The sequence below is a fragment of the Nostoc edaphicum CCNP1411 genome, assembly GCF_014023275.1.
In the GTDB taxonomy this organism is placed as follows: domain Bacteria; phylum Cyanobacteriota; class Cyanobacteriia; order Cyanobacteriales; family Nostocaceae; genus Nostoc; species Nostoc edaphicum_A.
The window spans coordinates 1,786,636-1,804,744 of record NZ_CP054698.1; the positions used below are offsets into that span (position 1 = coordinate 1,786,636).

General features: G+C 44.8%; 11 protein-coding genes. 9 read left to right on the forward strand and 2 right to left on the reverse strand.

Annotated features, from left to right (window positions below; translation table 11 throughout):
* Positions 1–193: 193 nt before the first annotated feature.
* The 7 genes from HUN01_RS10140 to HUN01_RS10170 all read left to right on the forward strand — a co-directional run bounded on the left by HUN01_RS10140 (position 194) and on the right by HUN01_RS10170 (position 14,531).
* Entirely contained in the window at positions 194–2,689 is a 2,496-nt protein-coding gene (locus HUN01_RS10140; RefSeq protein ID WP_420832787.1) for a two-partner secretion domain-containing protein, read from the forward strand.
* A 77-nt stretch (positions 2,690–2,766) separates the two neighbouring features.
* Entirely contained in the window at positions 2,767–5,364 is a 2,598-nt protein-coding gene (locus HUN01_RS10145; RefSeq protein ID WP_181931157.1) for a two-partner secretion domain-containing protein, read from the forward strand.
* A gap of 50 nt (positions 5,365–5,414) precedes the next feature.
* On the forward strand, positions 5,415–6,032 hold the full coding sequence (locus tag HUN01_RS10150; RefSeq protein WP_181931158.1) for a Uma2 family endonuclease: 618 nt from the start codon (positions 5,415–5,417) through the stop codon (positions 6,030–6,032).
* Between the two features lie 392 nt (positions 6,033–6,424).
* Positions 6,425–9,091, forward strand: coding sequence for a CHAT domain-containing protein (locus HUN01_RS10155; RefSeq protein ID WP_181931159.1), 2,667 nt, complete (start codon positions 6,425–6,427; stop codon positions 9,089–9,091).
* 191 nt (positions 9,092–9,282) lie between these two features.
* Entirely contained in the window at positions 9,283–10,269 is a 987-nt protein-coding gene (locus tag HUN01_RS10160; RefSeq protein ID WP_181931160.1) for a DUF928 domain-containing protein, read from the forward strand.
* 156 nt (positions 10,270–10,425) lie between these two features.
* Positions 10,426–13,233, forward strand: a complete 2,808-nt coding sequence (locus tag HUN01_RS10165; protein WP_181931161.1) for a CHASE2 domain-containing protein — start codon at positions 10,426–10,428, stop codon at positions 13,231–13,233.
* Positions 13,230–14,531 (forward strand): hybrid sensor histidine kinase/response regulator, encoded by a 1,302-nt coding sequence (locus HUN01_RS10170; RefSeq protein ID WP_181931162.1) that lies wholly within the window; start codon positions 13,230–13,232, stop codon positions 14,529–14,531. The genes HUN01_RS10165 and HUN01_RS10170 overlap by 4 nt, the downstream gene beginning before the upstream one ends.
* A 107-nt stretch (positions 14,532–14,638) precedes the next feature.
* Here HUN01_RS10170 and rpsU read toward each other — a convergent pair whose 3' ends face one another.
* Together rpsU and HUN01_RS10180 are read right to left on the reverse strand one after the other, a co-directional pair.
* Positions 14,639–14,830 carry a 30S ribosomal protein S21 gene (gene rpsU, locus HUN01_RS10175; protein ID WP_094333031.1) on the reverse strand — a complete coding sequence of 64 codons (192 nt, stop codon included), beginning with the start codon at positions 14,828–14,830 and terminating at the stop codon, positions 14,639–14,641.
* 215 nt (positions 14,831–15,045) lie between these two features.
* The gene (locus HUN01_RS10180) at positions 15,046–15,366 is read right to left on the reverse strand and encodes an RNA recognition motif domain-containing protein (RefSeq protein ID WP_069073773.1); all 321 of its coding nucleotides are present in this window, start codon (positions 15,364–15,366) and stop codon (positions 15,046–15,048) included.
* Positions 15,367–15,717: 351 nt separating this feature from the next.
* Here HUN01_RS10180 and HUN01_RS10185 point away from each other — a divergent pair, with 351 nt between their 5' ends.
* Together HUN01_RS10185 and HUN01_RS10190 are read left to right on the forward strand one after the other, a co-directional pair.
* Complete coding sequence (locus HUN01_RS10185; RefSeq protein ID WP_181931163.1) at positions 15,718–17,112, forward strand: TldD/PmbA family protein; 1,395 nt, start codon at positions 15,718–15,720, stop codon at positions 17,110–17,112.
* 224 nt (positions 17,113–17,336) lie between these two features.
* A complete protein-coding gene (locus tag HUN01_RS10190; protein ID WP_238846139.1) occupies positions 17,337–18,002 on the forward strand; it encodes a pentapeptide repeat-containing protein in 666 nt (221 codons plus the stop codon).
* The last annotated feature ends 107 nt before the right edge of the window (positions 18,003–18,109 follow it).

Consider the following 18,109-nt stretch of genomic DNA (forward strand, 5'->3'; position numbering starts at 1 on the left):
AGTCCTGGATTTTTAAGCACTTAAGTGCTTACTACAAACCCTGCCAAATTAATGGGACAGACCACTAATCAGTCCCGATGCTGGAAATGGTAAATTCAAATTATTTTGATTCTAGCAATAGTTGTTCTCAACACGACTATTGCGGGAATCTTAAGACTATCAGTTAAAAGTAAGTATTTATGCCATGAGAGCGATGCCTAACAAAAAGCCACAAAGCGTTTATGCTTTTCTATCTGCACTCACAACAGGATTTTTGGCTTCCGGGATGGTATTACCTGCGATACTCCTTTGGAGTGGTGACGCAAATGCTCAAGTCATATCCGATAGTACTACCAACAGCCTTATCAACCAAAACGGTAATAATTTTACTATTCTTAACGGGACTGAAAAAGGTGATAATTTATTTCACAGTTTCAGTAATTTTTCGGTACCCACTGGTGGTTCCGCTAGCTTTGATTTAGTCAATACACCAAATATTACAACTATATTTAGTCGAGTTACGGGTGGAAGTGTTTCCAATATTGATGGCTTAATTCGGACTCTTAATAGCAGCAACCCTGTTAGTTTATTTCTGCTCAATCCCAGTGGAATTGTATTTGGGCCCAATTCCAGCCTAAATATTGGCGGTTCATTTGTTGGTACAACTGCCGACAGCGTAGTATTTGCCGATGGGTTGAAGTTTAATGCCATTGATGCCACGCCACCCTTATTAACTATGAGCGTACCTATTGGCTTACAATTTGGCAGCAATCCGGGAGCTATTACAGTCCAAGGGTCAGGGCACAATGCCCAATTAGGCGACTCGCTTCAGGTTTCTGGACTGAACATCGGCACAAGAGGATTACAGTTGCAACCTGGAAAAACGCTAGCATTACTGGGTGGGAATGTTGCCTTGGATGGAGGGTTGCTTTCTGCACCGGGAGGACTAATAGAACTGGGTAGCATCACTAACGGAAGCGTTGCCCTCAATTCCATCCCTCAAGGATTTGCACTAAGTTATCCCAATGCTTCGAGTTTTGGCGATATTCAGATCAACCAACGAGCTTTAGCATCTACACGCGATCTCAGTAATGAAAGTGGAGGAGCAATCCAAATTCAGGGGAAACAGGTCAGTATCCGAGATGGTTCGCTGATATTAGTGCAAAATCGCAGTAACCAAACTGCTGGTGATATTGCAATCAATGCTACTCAGTCCCTTCAGATCATCGGCAAGTCTCCTGATTTTAAGAGTTCCAGCAGTTTGGTGAATGAAACTATATCCTCCGGCGCGGCTGGCAATATTATCGTTACCACCCCACAATTGGATATTGATCAAGGTGGGTATATCTTCAACCGTACTTTTAGCACAGGGCTGGGTGGCAATATTGCACTCAATACTGGTGAAATGCGGGTCAACGGTTTTGCATTTGGCGACCCTTCTCCTTTTCGAGCAGTCAGCCAGATATTAGCCGCTTCCTATGGGACTGGGAAAGGTGGAAATGTTGCCATCTCCACTCAAAACCTGTCTATTTTAGCTGGCGGCAATATAGCAGCAAGACCCTACGCTTCAGGCAATGGCGGCGATCTGATCGTCAAGGCAGATACGATTCAGGTGACAAATGAAGGAGCGCCAAAGGGTAATTATTTTAGTCTGTTGTCTACTGCCACATTCGGTTCTGGTAATGCAGGGGATTTGAAAATCGATACCCGCAAGCTGTCGGTTCAAGCTGGCGCTAGAGTGTCTGCTTCTAGCATAGTTTCAGGAAATGCGGGTTCGCTGACTATCAATGCTTCTGAATCGATTGATGTGAATGGTGTCAAAGATGCAGAAAATCCCAGCTATATTGGTACTGCTGTTCGTCCTGTTTCTGGATTTTCCAGAGCTACTTCAGGTAACACCACGATTAACACCCCACTTCTTAACATCAGCAATGGTGCAACAGTTTTTGTCCAAAACCTTGGCTCCGGTAAAGCTGGTACCCTGAACATTCAGGCGAACACCCTACGACTCGATAATGGTGCCAGTATTTCAGCATCCACAAAAGCAGGCGGTGGCGGTAATACTAATTTGCAACTACGGGATCTACTACTGATGCGTCATGGCAGCTTTATCAGTGCAGAAGCAGGTAGCAATGGTAATGGTGGCAATATTACGATTAATGCTCCGAACATCGTGGGTTTAGAAAACAGTGACATTATTGCCAATGCTGAGAAAGGAAGGGGTGGCAATATTCAAATCACTACTCAGGGAATTATTGGGCTGAAATATCGTCCCGAACTTACTCCCGAAAATGACATCACCGCCAGTTCGCAATTTGGCGTAAGTGGCACTGTTCAAGTTAATACTATCGGCGTTGATCCAAATTCCGGCTTAGTTGAACTACCAGCAAATGTCACCGATCCATCCCAGCAAATTGCTACAGGTTGCGCGGGCAATGAAGGCAGTCGGTTTGTGGCAACGGGGCGGGGTGGTGTGCCGCAAAATCCTAATCAGGAAGCGAGGAGCAATCGCACTTGGTCTGATATCCGCGATCTCTCTGCATACCGCAAAACTAGCGAAATCACAGCCCAAATATCACCATCTCCAGAAGTTCTTGTCCAAGCTACATCTTGGCGACGTAATAGCCAAGGCAAAATTGAACTGGTTGCAGCCCAGTCTTCTACATCTATGCAACCATCATTAACCTGTGCTGCTATTCCCAAAAGTTAAATATAATTTATCATCAAATGTTACTAATTTTAGTATATGGGAAAAATAAATACGGCGTAAAAAATAGAGATGGGTTGATGAAATTAACTTTTATTGGGTTTGGCTTCATAGGTGCAATTCTCATCTGTACTATTTACAACAATGGTATTCAGGCACAAGTGATTCCTGATGGCACTCTCAACACCGTTGTTAGTGGTAGTAGTAATTACACCATCACCAATGGCTCTCGTGTCGGTAATAATTTATTTCATAGCTTCAGCCAATTCTCTGTTCTTAGCAACGGCTCGGCATCATTCGATAATGCCGTAGATATCCAAAATATTTTTAGTCGTGTGACTGGCGGTAATGTTTCCAATATTAATGGTTCTATCAGTGCCAATGGTAATGCCAACTTATTTTTAATCAACCCCGCCGGAATTATTTTTGGCAAAAATGCCAGCTTAAATATTGGTGGTTCATTTATCGGGACAACTGCAAATAGCATCAAATTTGCTGATGGCAAAGAGTTTAGCACTGATACAAATATATCTCCTTTGTTAACCATGAGTGAACCTGTGGGTTTACAAATGGGAGCCAATGCTGCATCCATTGAAGTGCAAAGCAAACTACAAGTTCCGACTAACCAAACTTTGGCGTTAGTCGGTAGTCAAATTGATCTCACAGGAGCAGGTCTGACGGCGAGTGATGGACGTGTGGAATTGTGGGCTGTGCAAAATGCACAGATAAAGATAGACAATCAAGCCGGATGGCAATTAACGGGCATAGCTAATACGGCTGATTGGGGTGCGATTACTTTGCAAACAGCCTCATCGATTAATACCAATGGCACTAATGGGGGTGCTATCAATATTCGTGGGCGGGGGTTGACTTTACAAGATGGGTCAAGTATTCAATCCAGTACTTCCGGCGGTCGAGGCAAGGGAATAATTGTTAATACCACAGACTTTGTTGAGATATTGGGAGCATCTAATCAAGGACAACCCAAAACTTTCCTTGATACTTCTGTTAATGCCTCAAGTACTGGTCGCGCTGGAGATGTGACTATTGAAACTGGACGCTTACGCGTTACTAATGGTGCATCACTTCAATCTACAACTAGGGGTAACAACTCTAGAACAGGAGATATTTATATCCGATCTGCTGATTTAGAGTTGATAGGTACTAATACTATTCCTAATAGGAATATAATCCCGTCTACTAACATTAACACTGTTTCTAGTGGAACGAATAATACAGGTGGCAACATCACGATAGAAACAAATCGACTACGTACAGTTGATGGTGGACTGATTAGTTCTGATTTATTGGGTGGTCGATTAACCGCTACAGGCAGAACCGGAAATATTTATATTCGAGCAACCGAGAGTTTTGAAATTGCAGGTGAAACTAATGGTCTAAATTCCCTAGCTTCTGGAGTGACAACTTCTGTACAACCATCGGGAGTAGGTCAAGCCGGAAATATTGTCATTGAGACTGCTAGATTACAGGTGAGTGATGGTGGTTCGATTCGCAGTACCTTAGCCGGAAATGGTACTGCCGGCAATATCACTATCCAAGCGACAGATGTTACCCTCAGCGACCCAGTTATTGAAACTTTTAGCGGTTTAGTGACTGGCATTAATACCTCCGTGGGTAAAAATGTAGTTGGTTCGGGTGGCACTATTAACTTAACAGCAGATAACTTAAGAGTCTTCAACGGTGGTCAAATCACTTCCTCAACACAAGGTCAGGGAAATGCTGGCAGTATTAACTTACAAGTCAAAAATCTGGATTTACAGGGTTTATCTCAACCCTTGAGTAGTGGACTGATTCTACCCAGTAGCATCACCGCATCTTCGACAACTAACTTTGCGGCAGGTTCTGTGAATATTCAATCTGATACAGTGCGTGTGCAAGACAATGCCCAAATCACCGTCAGCAATACAGGTACAGGAGATGCCGGGAATCTGAATATCAATGCCCGTCAGATTTTCTTGGATCGTGGAGCCAGCTTACGTTCAGAAGTGAATGGAGGCAACCGTGGTAACATCCGTCTCCAGGCAAGTGATTTGCTCTTGTTGCGACGCGGCAGTAACATCATCACCAATGCCCGTGGTGCTTCTACAGGAGGCAACATTGAAATCAGTGCGGGGTCTATTGTTGCTGTCCCAAAAGAAAACAGCGATATTTCGGCTAATGCTGTACTCGGACAAGGTGGCAGCATCCAAATTACCACTCAAGGTATCTTCGGATTGCAATTTCGCGACCAACTCACACCAGATAGTGACATCACCGCCAGTTCTCAATTTGGAGTGAGTGGCACTGTTCAAGTTAATACTATCGGTGTTGATCCAAATTCCGGCTTAGTTGAACTACCAGCAAATGTCACCGATCCATCCCAGCAAATTGCTACAGGTTGCGCGGGCAATGAAGGCAGTCGGTTTGTGGCAACGGGGCGGGGTGGTGTGCCGCAAAATCCCAATCAGCAAGTAACGAGCAATCGCACTTGGTCTGATCTCCGCGATCTCTCTACACACCACAAAACTGGCAATGTAACAACACAAATATCACCATCATCAAGAACTCTTATTCAAGCTACTGGTTGGAGACGCAATGCTGACGGTAAAATTGAGTTAATTGCTGCTCAAGCAGACTACATACAACCATCTTTAACCTGTGCTGCGGTGTCGAACTAATTAATCCCAACCTTGGAAATGGTAAAGTCAAAACAATTGGAGGTTTTGATATGGCTCAAGTTTTACCCAAAATCTTTAATTTTGAAGAATTTATTGCATGGCTGCCAGAAAACACCGGGAAGCGTTATGAATTACACGATGGGATAATTGTAGAAATGTCTCAACCCAGTGGAAAACATGAAAAAGTTACGGGATTTTTAGCTGGGGAAATTACTGTTGAATATAAGCGATTAAAGTTACCCTACTTTATCCCCAAAACAGCATTAGTAAAACCACCGAGAAAATCGTCGGGTTACTTGCCAGATGTCATATTAATCAATGATGCGAATCTACACAATGAAGAATTATGGTCAAAAGAATCTACTGTAACTCAAGGTGAATCCATCCCTTTAGTTATTGAGGTTGTCAGTACAAATTGGGAAGATGATTATTACACCAAGTTAGGTAATTACGAATCAATGAAGATTCCCGAATATTGGATCGTTGATTATGCAGCTTTGGGAGCAAGAAAATTTATTGGTAATCCGAAACAACCAACTATTTCTATTTATAATCTAGTTGATGAAGAATATCAAGTAGCTCAATTTAGGAATTCTGAACGTATTATATCCGCTACTTTTCCAGATTTAAACCTGACTGCTAATCAGATTTTTAATGGTGCTTTTTAGAGCATTTTTTGAGGTACAGTCCTGGGAAGTGTAATACAGCAGATTTCAAGTTAGTGAAGTACACAAGCGAAGTCCCAAAGCCAGATATAAAGCCTGCTTTTCTACGAGACGCTCCGCGTAGCTTGCTTCTACGTAGGAGTATGCATCTACATGAATTGCCCCTACAGCGTATATATAGTTTTGTGTAAGTCCTAAACCTGTGTTGCGGTTAAGAGGAGTTAATTTTTCTGGGGGTCAAATAGACTAACTAATTCCCCGAAGCGATCGCGATTTGTTTGCGATCGCTCCCTAAAGACTAATCGATGAAAGTTGCAACTGATAGATCCCCCAATCAGTTGGGCAATATGTAGGTGAGTGCTGTGAATGAATCTTGAAAGTATCAGTAATCATTTATGCTTTTACAAATTAAACAACGTCGTTGGCTATATATCAGCCTAAGTATTTTGAGCTTGTGTTTGGCAGTGGCCATTACACCTGCTAGAGCATCTCTGCAAGTACCAACAACTTCTACCCTGAATGTGTCTGCATCCACTGCCCAACCGATCAATTGGCTAGAACAGGGACGAAATCTCTACCATTCAGGACGTTTTGTGGAAGCTGTTACAGTTTGGCAAACGGCAGCACAACAGTATCATACCCAAGGCGATCGCTTGAACGAAGCTCTAAGCTTGAGTTACCTTTCACTGGCACAACAGGAACTTAATCAATGGGAAGCAGCCCAACAGTCTATTGAGCAAAGTCTGAAACTATTGCAAACCTCTATTCCCTCTGCTGATGCAATTCTTTGGGCACAAGCACTCAATACCCAAGCAAATTTGCAATTACATACTGGCAAAGCCGAAATTGCGATCGCCAGTTGGCAACAAGCTCAAAAATATTATGACCAAGCAGGCGACACAATGGGAAGCCTGGGTAGTCAAATCAACCAGGCACAAGCTTTACAAAGTTTAGGATTTTATCGGCGTTCTAAACAACAGTTGGAGGCGCTAACTGAAAAACTCCAAGAGATGCCAGACAATGAAATCAAAGTTAGCGGATTGCGATCGCTTGGTTTGGCCTTGCAAATAATTGGCGACTCTGGTAAAAGTCAACAGGTTTTAGAGCAAAGTTTAGCGATCGCTCGCCAAATTTCAGCCCAACCCCAGTTAAGTTCTATTCTGATCAGCCTGGGACAAACTGCCGTTGACTTGGAAGATCCAGAAACAGGATTAGATTACTTCGAGCAGGCTCAACAGGTAGCCACCAACCCAAGCGATCAGTTGCAAGCGCGTTTAGCTCAGTTTAAACTTTTCCTCAATTACGATAAACCGGAGTTTGCTAACCCACTCGCACCTCAACTACTCCAACAACTCCGAGAACTACCCCCTAGTCATACATCTCTCTACGCAGCAATCAATTTTGTTGCTACTGTCAATCATCACCAGTCAAACTCTGCCGAAATCCTACCACTCAAAGATTTGGCGCAACTAATGGCAGTCACAGTCAAGTCTGCACAGCAAATCCAAGATACTCGAGCAGAAGCTTATGCATTGCATCAGTGGGGAAAACTCTATCGTCGTACACAGCAGGTATCACAAGCACAGGAGTTAACTCAGAAATCCCTCAACATTGCCCGTCAACTCCAAGCTAACGATATCATTGCTCAATCGGCTTGGCAGGTGGGACAGTTGTATAAGCAACAAGGCGATCGCTCAAAAGCAATTACTGCCTATACAGAAGCAGTCAATGCTTTAAAGGCATTACGGGGGGATTTGGTTGCTATCAACCCTGATGTTCAGTTCTCTTTTCGCACCAGTGTGGAGCCTGTCTATCGGGAACTGGTTGATTTACTTCTAGAGAGTGAAAAAGCAGGGGAGCAGGGAACAGGGAGCAGGGAGAATAAAGAGAAATTGGGGCAAGGGTACAAACCCAAGGCATTTGCCTCTGCACTCCGCCCCCCTGCCTCTGATCAACCCAGTCAAGCAGCACTGATGCAAGCTCGTGAATTAATTGAGGCACTCCAAATTGCCGAACTCGATAACTTTTTTCGGGAAGCCTGTTTAGATAGAACTCAACAAATTGATCAAGTTGATCCCACTGCAACTGTCGTTTATCCGATTATCCTGCCAGATCGTTTAACAGTAATCCTCTCAAAAGCAGGGCAACCACTCCGTTCCTATGTCATTCACAAATCTCAAGCTGAAATTGAGCAAACTCTGGAAAACTTTTTGGTTACTCTTAACCCTGTTTCGGATTCCAAAGATCGGGATCGATTATCCCAACAGATTTATAATTGGTTGATTCGTCCAGCAGAGGTGGATCAAGCATTCATTGATACTAAGACATTGGTGTTTGTTTTGGACGGTCGGTTGCGAAATATTCCTATAGCAGCTCTTTTTGACGGTAAGCAATATCTGATCGAGAAGTATGCTGTAGCGCTCTCACCAGGATTGCAATTGATGGCTACGCGATCAAACCACATCGGTGCGATCGTCGGTGGCATCAGCCAATCCCGCGCTGGTTTTAGTGCTTTACCCGCAGTGGAATCAGAAGTGAAACAAATCTCCAAGGCGATGTCCTCCTCTCTGTTGCTGAACCAGGAATTCACCAGTCAAGCCCTTGCTGAACTGGTGAAATCTAGTAGCGCAGGTATTGTCCACCTAGCAACCCACGGACAGTTTAGTTCCCGCCTCGAAGATACCTTCTTGCTCACTTGGGATGGACAAGTCAACGTTAAGGAGTTATCTGAACTCTTGAAAAATCGGGGTAGCGATCCATCAAAAGCCATAGAGTTGCTGGTACTAAGTGCCTGCGATACAGCAGCCGGAGATGATCGCGCCGTCCTGGGATTGGCGGGTTTAGCTGTTAAATCCGGCGCACGCTCAACTATTGCCACCCTATGGCCCGTCAAAGATCGGGCAGCTGCAATGCTGATGACTCGCTTTTATGACCAACTGCGACAACCTAAAATAACTAAAGCCGAAGCACTAAGACAAGCACAAATTAACTTAATTCACCAAACTGATTTTCACGATCCGTTCTTTTGGTCTGGCTTTGTTTTGATCGGTAACTGGATTTAGCTACGTAATAACACGGCGCTATATATCATATAGTTATGCTGTTTTTTTACACTTTTGTTAGCAATCATCGCTTATATTGATAGTAGAAGTTACCTAACTTGACTGTTACTTAGGCTTATTCTCTAAGCTTCTGTCCATAGTCGAAGGAAACATATCTTGCATCACGTTGCAATTAAATGAGGTCAAACATTATGAAACGTCGATATTTAGCTAGTACATTGAGCGTCATCGCTCTGATAACTAGCAGTGCATGGACTACTGCCCATGCTGTTAGCTTTACCCCACCCACCAACAATGGTGCGCCCAGACAAGCAACCGGAGGAGCTTCTAGAGGTAGCATCTTTACACCTAGTGCCGGGAAAGGTGCGCCTAGACAAGCAACAGGAGGAGCGTCTCGCGGCAAGCTCTTTACACCTAGTGCCGGGACAGGTGCGCCTAGACAAGCAACAGGAGGAGCGTCTCGCGGCAAGCTCTTTACACCTAGTGCCGGGACAGGTGCGCCCAGACAAGCAACAGGAGGAGCTTCTCGCGGCAAGCTCTTTACACCTGCTGCCGGAAAAGGCGCTCCCCAACAAGCAAGTGGGGGTGCTTCTCGCGTTGGTACTTACTACTTGAATCCATCAACTGTAAAGACAACAGAACCAGCAGCACTAATCGCCCTCTTGCCCCAAAGCTTCTATGGCACAACAGTGTCTGAACGTCCTACAATTCTGGTGTATCTCCCGTCTTCCAATGCCCAAGAAGCCTTGTTCAGCCTCAAGGATGAAGCTGGCAACATGCAACATCAGATGAACATTCCAGTTGCAGGAAAAACTGGGATAATCGCGATCAAATTACCAGCGAATGCGCCCGCTTTAGCTGTTGGTAAAAACTATCAATGGTTCCTAGCGCTCAAAGTAGATGGACAACTCAGCCCCAGTACGCCTTATGTCGATGGTTGGGTTCAGCGTATCCAGCCCAATGCTGAGTTGGTAACAGCAATGCAAGAAAAAGATGCTCTGAAACAGGCTACAGCTTTGGGTAAAAACGGTGTTTGGTATGACTGTGTAGCAACACTTGCAGCGACATACACAGCCCAACCTAACAATGCAACTCTCCGCAAACAATGGGAAGAACTTCTGTCTTCAGTGAGTTTGAAGGAGATTGTAACAGCGAGCTTATTGGCATCTAACAACTAATGCCAATTTGGGCATTGGGCATGGGGCATGGGAAGAGACAAGGTAGACAAGGGTGAGGAGGGAGACAAAGAATAATTCCCCCTTGCCCCCCTTCTTATTTCCACCCAGTCCCCAGTGCCCAGTCCCCAATCCCCATCCCCCTTGTATGACACAAATATGTGGCGCAGATTCCAGGCTTTTATCCAACATACTCGCAGCGTCTTAATTATTACTCCCAGCGTTGCTTTAACGGTTATGGTTGGGCAATCGTTGGGACTTTTCAATTTACCGGAATGGAAAATTCGCGACGAATGGGTTCGTCAGCAATCTTCAGAGGCGATCGCTGATGAAATTGTGATTGTCACAATTGATGAGCGCGATATCCAATCGGTGCGTAAATGGCCAATTCCAGACTGGGCGCTGGCACAATTACTAGAAAAAATCCGATCGCAACAACCCCGCGCCATTGGACTGGATCTCTATCGAGATTTACCGGAAGGAAGCGGACACGATCAACTTGTTCAAGTCTTTGGCAACACTCCCAATTTGATCGGAGTTGAGAAAATTACTGGTGAACGAGTCAATCCCCCACCGGAATTGAAAAAAAAGGATCAGGTAGGATTAGCAGATTTAGTGTTGGATGGCGATCGCTTTGTGCGTCGTGCCCTGCTGACAGCTGAAGATGCCAAAGAGCAAAACACCATTAAAGCCGGACTGGCAACCCTTGTAGCCCTGAAGTACCTTGAAGCTGAAGGCATTAGCTTAGAAAGCATTGACCCCCAAAAGCAAAAGTTCCAGTTGGGCAAGGAAATTTACCTGCCACTGCAAAATCAAGAAGCAGGTTACACCGATGCCGATTTAGGAGGCTACCAAATTCTGCTCAATTGGCATGGTTCAGAAGCAGCATTTCGTACAGTTGCGATGCGCGATGTGTTAGCAGGGAAAATTCCAGCAAATTTGATGCGCGATCGCATGGTATTTATTGGGTCAGTTGCCTCTAGTACTAATGATTTCTTCAGCACACCCTTCTCTTCCTGGATGTCTGCTCAAAAACCGACTCCAGGTGTCGTTATTCATGCCAATATTGCTCATCAACTAGTACGAGGGGCAAAAACAGGAAAAGCCAGCTTACATGGCGTTTCTGGCACTTTCCTGTCGCTGTGGATTGTTTTGTGGTCTTTTGCTGGTTCTACTGGTAGTTGGTTGTTATCCAATAGCAAGCTGCGGATTCCCGGTGGCAAAATTCTTTGGGCAACTGTAGGCATCAGTGGAACCTGTGTATGGGGTGGCTATGGGATGTTTTTGCATGGTGTTTTAATTCCGGTAACACCCGCCTTAGCTGCGTTTATCGGTAGTGTGATTGCCACAACAAATGCCTATAAACAGCGGAAGTTAGAAGAAACAAATCGCCAACTAGAAATTGCCAACAGTCAACTCTTGGATTATTCCAAAACCCTGGAGACAAAAGTCGAAGAACGCACTCATGAATTAGTTGAGGCAAAGCAAGCTGCCGATGCTGCCAATCAGGCCAAGAGTGAGTTTCTCGCCAACATGAGCCACGAACTACGTACACCTCTCAATGGCATCCTTGGTTTTGCCCAAGTACTAGAAGGATCGCCAAACATGACGGCTAAAAACCTCGAAGGAGTCAGCATCATCTACCAATGCGGATCGCACCTCCTAATGCTGATTAATGACATTCTCGATCTCTCGAAGATAGAAGCGAGGAAATTGGATTTGGTTGTCACCAGTGTGCATCTGCCCAATTTCTTACATGGTGTGACTGAAATTTGTGGTATCCGAGCTGAACAGAAAGGGATTGGATTTAACGTATTAATTAGCGATCGCCTACCACTTGCCATTGAAGTCGATGAAAAACGGCTGCGGCAAGTGTTGATTAACTTGCTGGGCAACGCGATCAAATTTACAGATAGCGGTAGCGTAACGTTCAAAGTAGAGGTGCTGGGGACTGGGGACTGGGGACTGGAGAGCAAAGAAGCAGAGGAGCAGAGGGGTAATTTTTCACCAATCCCCAATCCTCAATCCCCAACAATCAAGATTCGTTTTCAGATTGAAGACACGGGTATTGGGATGTCACCAGACCAACTGGAAAAAATATTTTTGCCCTTTGAGCAAGTGGGTAAAGCAGGGCAGCGATCTGAAGGGACTGGCTTGGGATTGGCCATTAGCCAAAGAATTGCGGCATTGATGGGGAGCGGAATTCAGGTGCAGAGTCACCTAGGTGAAGGAAGTTTATTTTGGCTAGATTTGACAGTACCAGTACCACTGGCTCATGACTGGCATGGAGGAGCAATTGCCCCAACTACCCAGAAAATTACTGGGATTCGGGGTAGTGCGCCGCAGATTCTCATTGTTGATGACGATCGCAACCACTGTTCTATGTTGACCAGTTTGTTGCAAGAAATTGGTTGTCGAACCTTAGAAGCGAGCGATGGCAAAAATGGGCTACAGATGGCAACTGAACACAATCCAGATGTGATTCTGCTCGATTTAGCCATGCCCAATATGGATGGTTTTGAACTAATGGTTCACTTGCAAGGAAATCCGCAAACCCGCTCTATTCCCATTATTGTCTCTAGTGCCAGTGTCTTTGAAGAAAATCGTCAGCGGAGTTTAGAGGCAGGGGCAACAGCATTCCTGCCCAAACCCCTCCAGATTGACGAACTACTTAATAGACTGCGATCGCTGTTAGGAGTGGAGTGGATGTATGCCAAATCTTCGTCTCAGCAGCCGTCTCCCAAAGCTGAATGGGTTCTACCATCTGAGGATATTTTGCAACAACTCTATCATCTGGCAATGATGGGAGATATCTCAGCGATCGAGGGAATGGTAGGGGAACTGGTTGAGCATAACAGTCAGCTAGCTCCCTTCGCGGCAGAGTTAAACAAACTCACTGCCAATTTCCAAACCGGAAAAATCCGTAAGTTCCTCAAATCATTTGTCACAACGGAGTTACATCCATGATCGCTGTTTCTGTCTCGAAACCCATACATATTTTGTTGGTGGATGACAATCCAAACAATCTCAAGGTACTATCTGAAGCGATTCAGGGGTGTGGCTGGAAAGCCCTCATGGCAACAGATGGGGAGTCAGCGATCGAACAAACAGAATATGCCCGTCCCGATCTGATTCTCTTAGATGTGATGATGGCAGGTATTGATGGATTTGAAACTTGTCGCAGGCTGAAAACCAATCCCATCACTCAGAATATTCCGGTGATTTTCATGACTGCCCTGGCTGATTCTACAGATAAGGTGACAGGATTGGAAATTGGTGCAGTTGACTACATTACCAAACCCTTTCAACAGGAAGAAGTCATTGCCCGTTTAAAATTACACCTGAAAATTTCCCATCTCACCCGGACATTAGAAGAACGTGTGCAAAACCGCACCGCAGAATTAACTCAATCTCTAGAGCAGTTACAACAAACCCAACTACAAATGATCCAGAGTGAGAAAATGTCCACTCTCGGGCAGATGGTTGCAGGTATTGGTCATGAGATTAATAATCCGGTTGGTTTTATTGGCGGAAATATATCTTATATCGAGGAATATGTCAATAATTTGCTTCGCTTGGTGAGCCTCCAACAGCAGAAGCTAGCGCAGCTAGACCCGGAAATTCAAGAGCTTGTTGAAGAAATCGACTTGGAGTATCTGGCAGAGGATCTGCCGAAGCTACTGTCATCAATGCGCCAGGGAATTACCCGTCTTAAAGATATTAGCCTTTCTCTGAGAACTTTTACTCGCACAGATATTTCATCTCAGGTGGAGTTTCAGATTCACCAAGGAATCGATAGCACCTTAATGCTGTTGAAACATCGACTCAAAGGCAATGGCGATCGCCCTAAAATCCAAGTTGTAACACAATACGGTGAATTACCTGCAATTAGTTGCTATCCCGGACAACTGAACCAGGTGTTCATGAATATTATCGCCAATGCGATTGATGCATTTGATGAACTCGATCAAAATCACTCCAATCAAGAGATTACTGCTTATCCGAACACCATCACCATTACCACATCAGTTGATTCTCAGCAACAAACCGTCACAATTTGCATCCAAGATAACGGCCCCGGTATGCTTGCTGAGGTGCAAGCTAGAATTTTTGAGCAATCTTTCACAACCAAGGCTGTGGGTAAGGGAACCGGGCTAGGATTAGCTATTAGCCACCAAATTATTGTTGAGAAACACAATGGAAAAGTGAACTGTTTGTCAATCCCCGGTGAGGGGACAAAGTTTATTATTACTCTGCCCATTTGACCGAAACAGAAAAATACCCTTTAGATTCTTATTTGGAGTATAGCGATCGCCTCTAGGACATTTAAGAATCTAAATGAGAAGTGCGTCAGTGTAGGTATGGCTAATTCTCAATTCCGACGAAAATTTCTCTTGCGTTGTTTGTGCCTTGCGACTTCCTTGCGCTTGTGTTTTTCCAAAGGCGTTTCAAAGTGACGATGCTTTCTCATATCTGGAAAAATACCAGCTTTGGAAACTTCCCTCTTAAATCGACGCAAGGCTGACTCAATTCCTTCATTTTCGCCCACAAATACTTGGGTCATTTTTATCTCCTACTTAATTGATACTAGGCACTTTTAACAGGAAAGGCACTTTTCCTCCTGCCTCCTACCTCCTGACTTCTGCCTTCTCCCAAGGGGAGACGCTAAAAGCGATCTGCCTTCTGCCTCCTTCACGCCATCCAGTAGACCGGAGCGCAAAAAGGGCAGATAATAATTCTGCCCTTAAGACGTTAAAACTTAATTTTTGATCTTAAAGTTTAGTAGCGATTTCTGTTATATCCGCCGCCACCACCACTGTTGCCTCGGTTTCCACCACCAAAGGAACCGCCTCTATCTTCTTTTGGTTTAGCCTTATTTACTTTGAGATCGCGTCCCATCCACTCAGCACCATCAAGAGCATCAATGGCAGCTGTTTCTTCAGCTTCTGTGCCCATCTCTACGAAAGCAAAGCCGCGTGGACGTCCTGTTTCACGGTCAGTAGGCAACTGAACCCGTTTTACAGTACCGTGTTCGGCAAAAACAGAATTGAGGTCTTCTTGTGTGACCTCGTAGGATAGATTACCTACATAAATTGACATGCATTATCTCCAAAATCATAGGTGTGTAGAGATTTAGATTTCGGAGACAAGCTTGTTAAGACCAAAAGGGAAAAGCCTGTCAATACTAAAAACAAACACTGTAACCGAATTTTATTCTCACTTGATTACCTTAGCACATCATTCAGTTCTTACCCACCGTAAAAAAGGAAGTACTAAGAGTTCAGAGGGCTACGGGCGGGATTAGGCATGGGGCATGGGGTATTGGGCATTGGGGATTAGGAAGAATTTAGTCCCCAGTCCCTAATCCCCAGTCCCCTCATGATATTAATTAGCAGAAATTCCCCAAATAATTGCAAAATAAATGCAGTTCGTCATTGTTACTACCTGGAAATGCCGACTACACTTGCTGACGCCCAAAATTTACTTTCTGACCTGATCGCCCGCTATTCACAGCGTGTAGATTATCTGATGATTCGCCTTGAAGAAGCAGAAGGGACTGATATCTTGTTGCGTGGCGACAAGGTAGAAACTCTCAGTGAAGGCATCTCCATTGGTGGACATATTCGCGCTTGTTATAAAGGTGGATGGGGTTTGAGCTGCTTTAACCAACTGGCGACAATTAAGGATCGTATTGAAGAAGCGATCGCAGCTGCGCGGATGGTTGGTGATGAAGAAACTTTACTTGCACCCATTGACCCGGTGCAAGCAGTATGCACTCTCCCACTAAAAGGTACTGATCCCCGCAAAATCTCCCTCTCGAAGAAAAAACAATTGTGCGATCGCTATGCCCAATTGCTCAAAAGCGTTGATGGCCGGGTTACCACTACCTCGGTACGCTATGGAGATAGCGCCCAAAAAGTGATCATAGCTACCTCAGAAGGCACTTTGATCGAGCAATCTTGGGTGGATATGGAAATGCGCTTTGCCGCCACCGCCAGAAATGGCGAAACCGTACAAACTGGACGGGAAACTACTGGCTCTCGCAAAGCTTACGAAGATTTAACTGATTTGGATGAACAGGTAAAAAGTGCAGCTCAAAGAGCGATCGCCGCTTTATCTCTACCATCGGTGAAAGGTAATACTTACACCGTAGTCATTGACCCAATTCTCACGGGTTTATTTGTCCACGAAGCCTTCGGACATCTTTCTGAAGCTGATATGGCTTACGAAAACCCCGATCTCCTGGAAGTTATGACCATTGGACGGCGGTTTGGCCCAGACGAACTCCAAATTTTTGATGGTGCGGCCCCAGAGGGACATCGCGGCAGCTATTTTTATGACGATGAAGGTACACCTGCTACTACAACTCAACTAATTAAAGATGGAGTTTTAGTTGGACGTTTACATTCTCGTGAAACCGCTGGCAAATTGGAGGAAGCACCCACGGGGAACGCACGCTGTCTCAACTATCACTTTACTCCCATTGTGCGGATGACAAATACCTGGATTGAACGCGGTAAAACACCAGTCGAAGACTTATTCACCGATATCAAAGAAGGAGTTTATGCTCGTAATTGGTTGGGTGGGATGACGAATGGAGAAATGTTCACCTTTAGTGCTGGGGAAGCGTGGATGATTAGGAACGGCAAAATTGCTGAACCTGTGCGGGATGTGACGCTTTCAGGAAATGTATTCCAAACATTAGCGGATATTGAAGCACTTGGTGATGATTTTTACTGGGATGAATCCGGCGGTTGTGGAAAGGGAGGGCAAAACGGCCTGTCGGTGGGTTGTGGTGGCCCTAGTCTCCGAATTCGAGATGTAGTGGTTGGCGGGGAAACGTGAACTATCCACCGCGATACTGAAAATACTACGTATCGCGGTGGACTTACGGTTGACCCAATGACCAATGACTACTTAATCAATTTGCTAGCTAAAAAGCGACGTTACGCACATAGGTTTTAATATCCTCTAATTTTGCACTAATGCTGAAGTTTTTAAATGCCTCAACATCCCTCCCAAGTATGAAAAAAACTCACAACTCTAGGTAGTAGCGCCAGTAGTTGAAGATGGCTAACCTAGATACAGATATTAGACATTCACTCTGGCTTAATTCACTACATCAATCCTCCGTGGCGCGTGCTGGGGATTTACTGCCTGTCTGGATAGCCTTAATTAAACGTTCCTTAGCACAGCGACAGAATATGAAAGCAGATCAACTCCTGAAAAACTATGCCGCAGGTGTCAGAGATTTTACTGGTGTCAACTTGAGCGAGGCAAACTTAAGGGAAGCTAATCTCAGTGGCGTAATTTTAGATAGAGCAATTTTAGATGGAGCTAATCTGAGTCACGCTAATTTAGCCCACGCCAGTTTGATTGAGACAGACTTAAATGGAGCAGATTTGAGCAATGCTAACCTCAGTGGTAGCAACTTGAGCGGAGCTATCTTGGATGGAGCTATCTTGGATGAAGCAGCAATGGAAGGAGCTAATTTGAGTCAGGCTAATTTGACGGTTGCTAAACTGATTGACACTAACTTGAGTGAGGCGGATTTGCAGGAAGCAAGCTTGATAGCGGCAAATCTAGATGGAGCTGATTTGAGTGGTGCAGACTTAACTGTAGCCGACTTATCCCAGGCTAATCTCACTCAAGCAGATTTGAACCAGACAAATTTGAGCGGAACAAATTTGGAGGGAGCCAATACAGAAGGAACAATCTTAGATGAGAATGTGTAACATCTCTCACTGCTAAATCGCATTACCAACCATAGCGGCGGGATATAAGAGGCTAATTTAGGCACTTTTAGATCCCCTCTAACCCCCTTTAAAAAGGCTACGGTGTA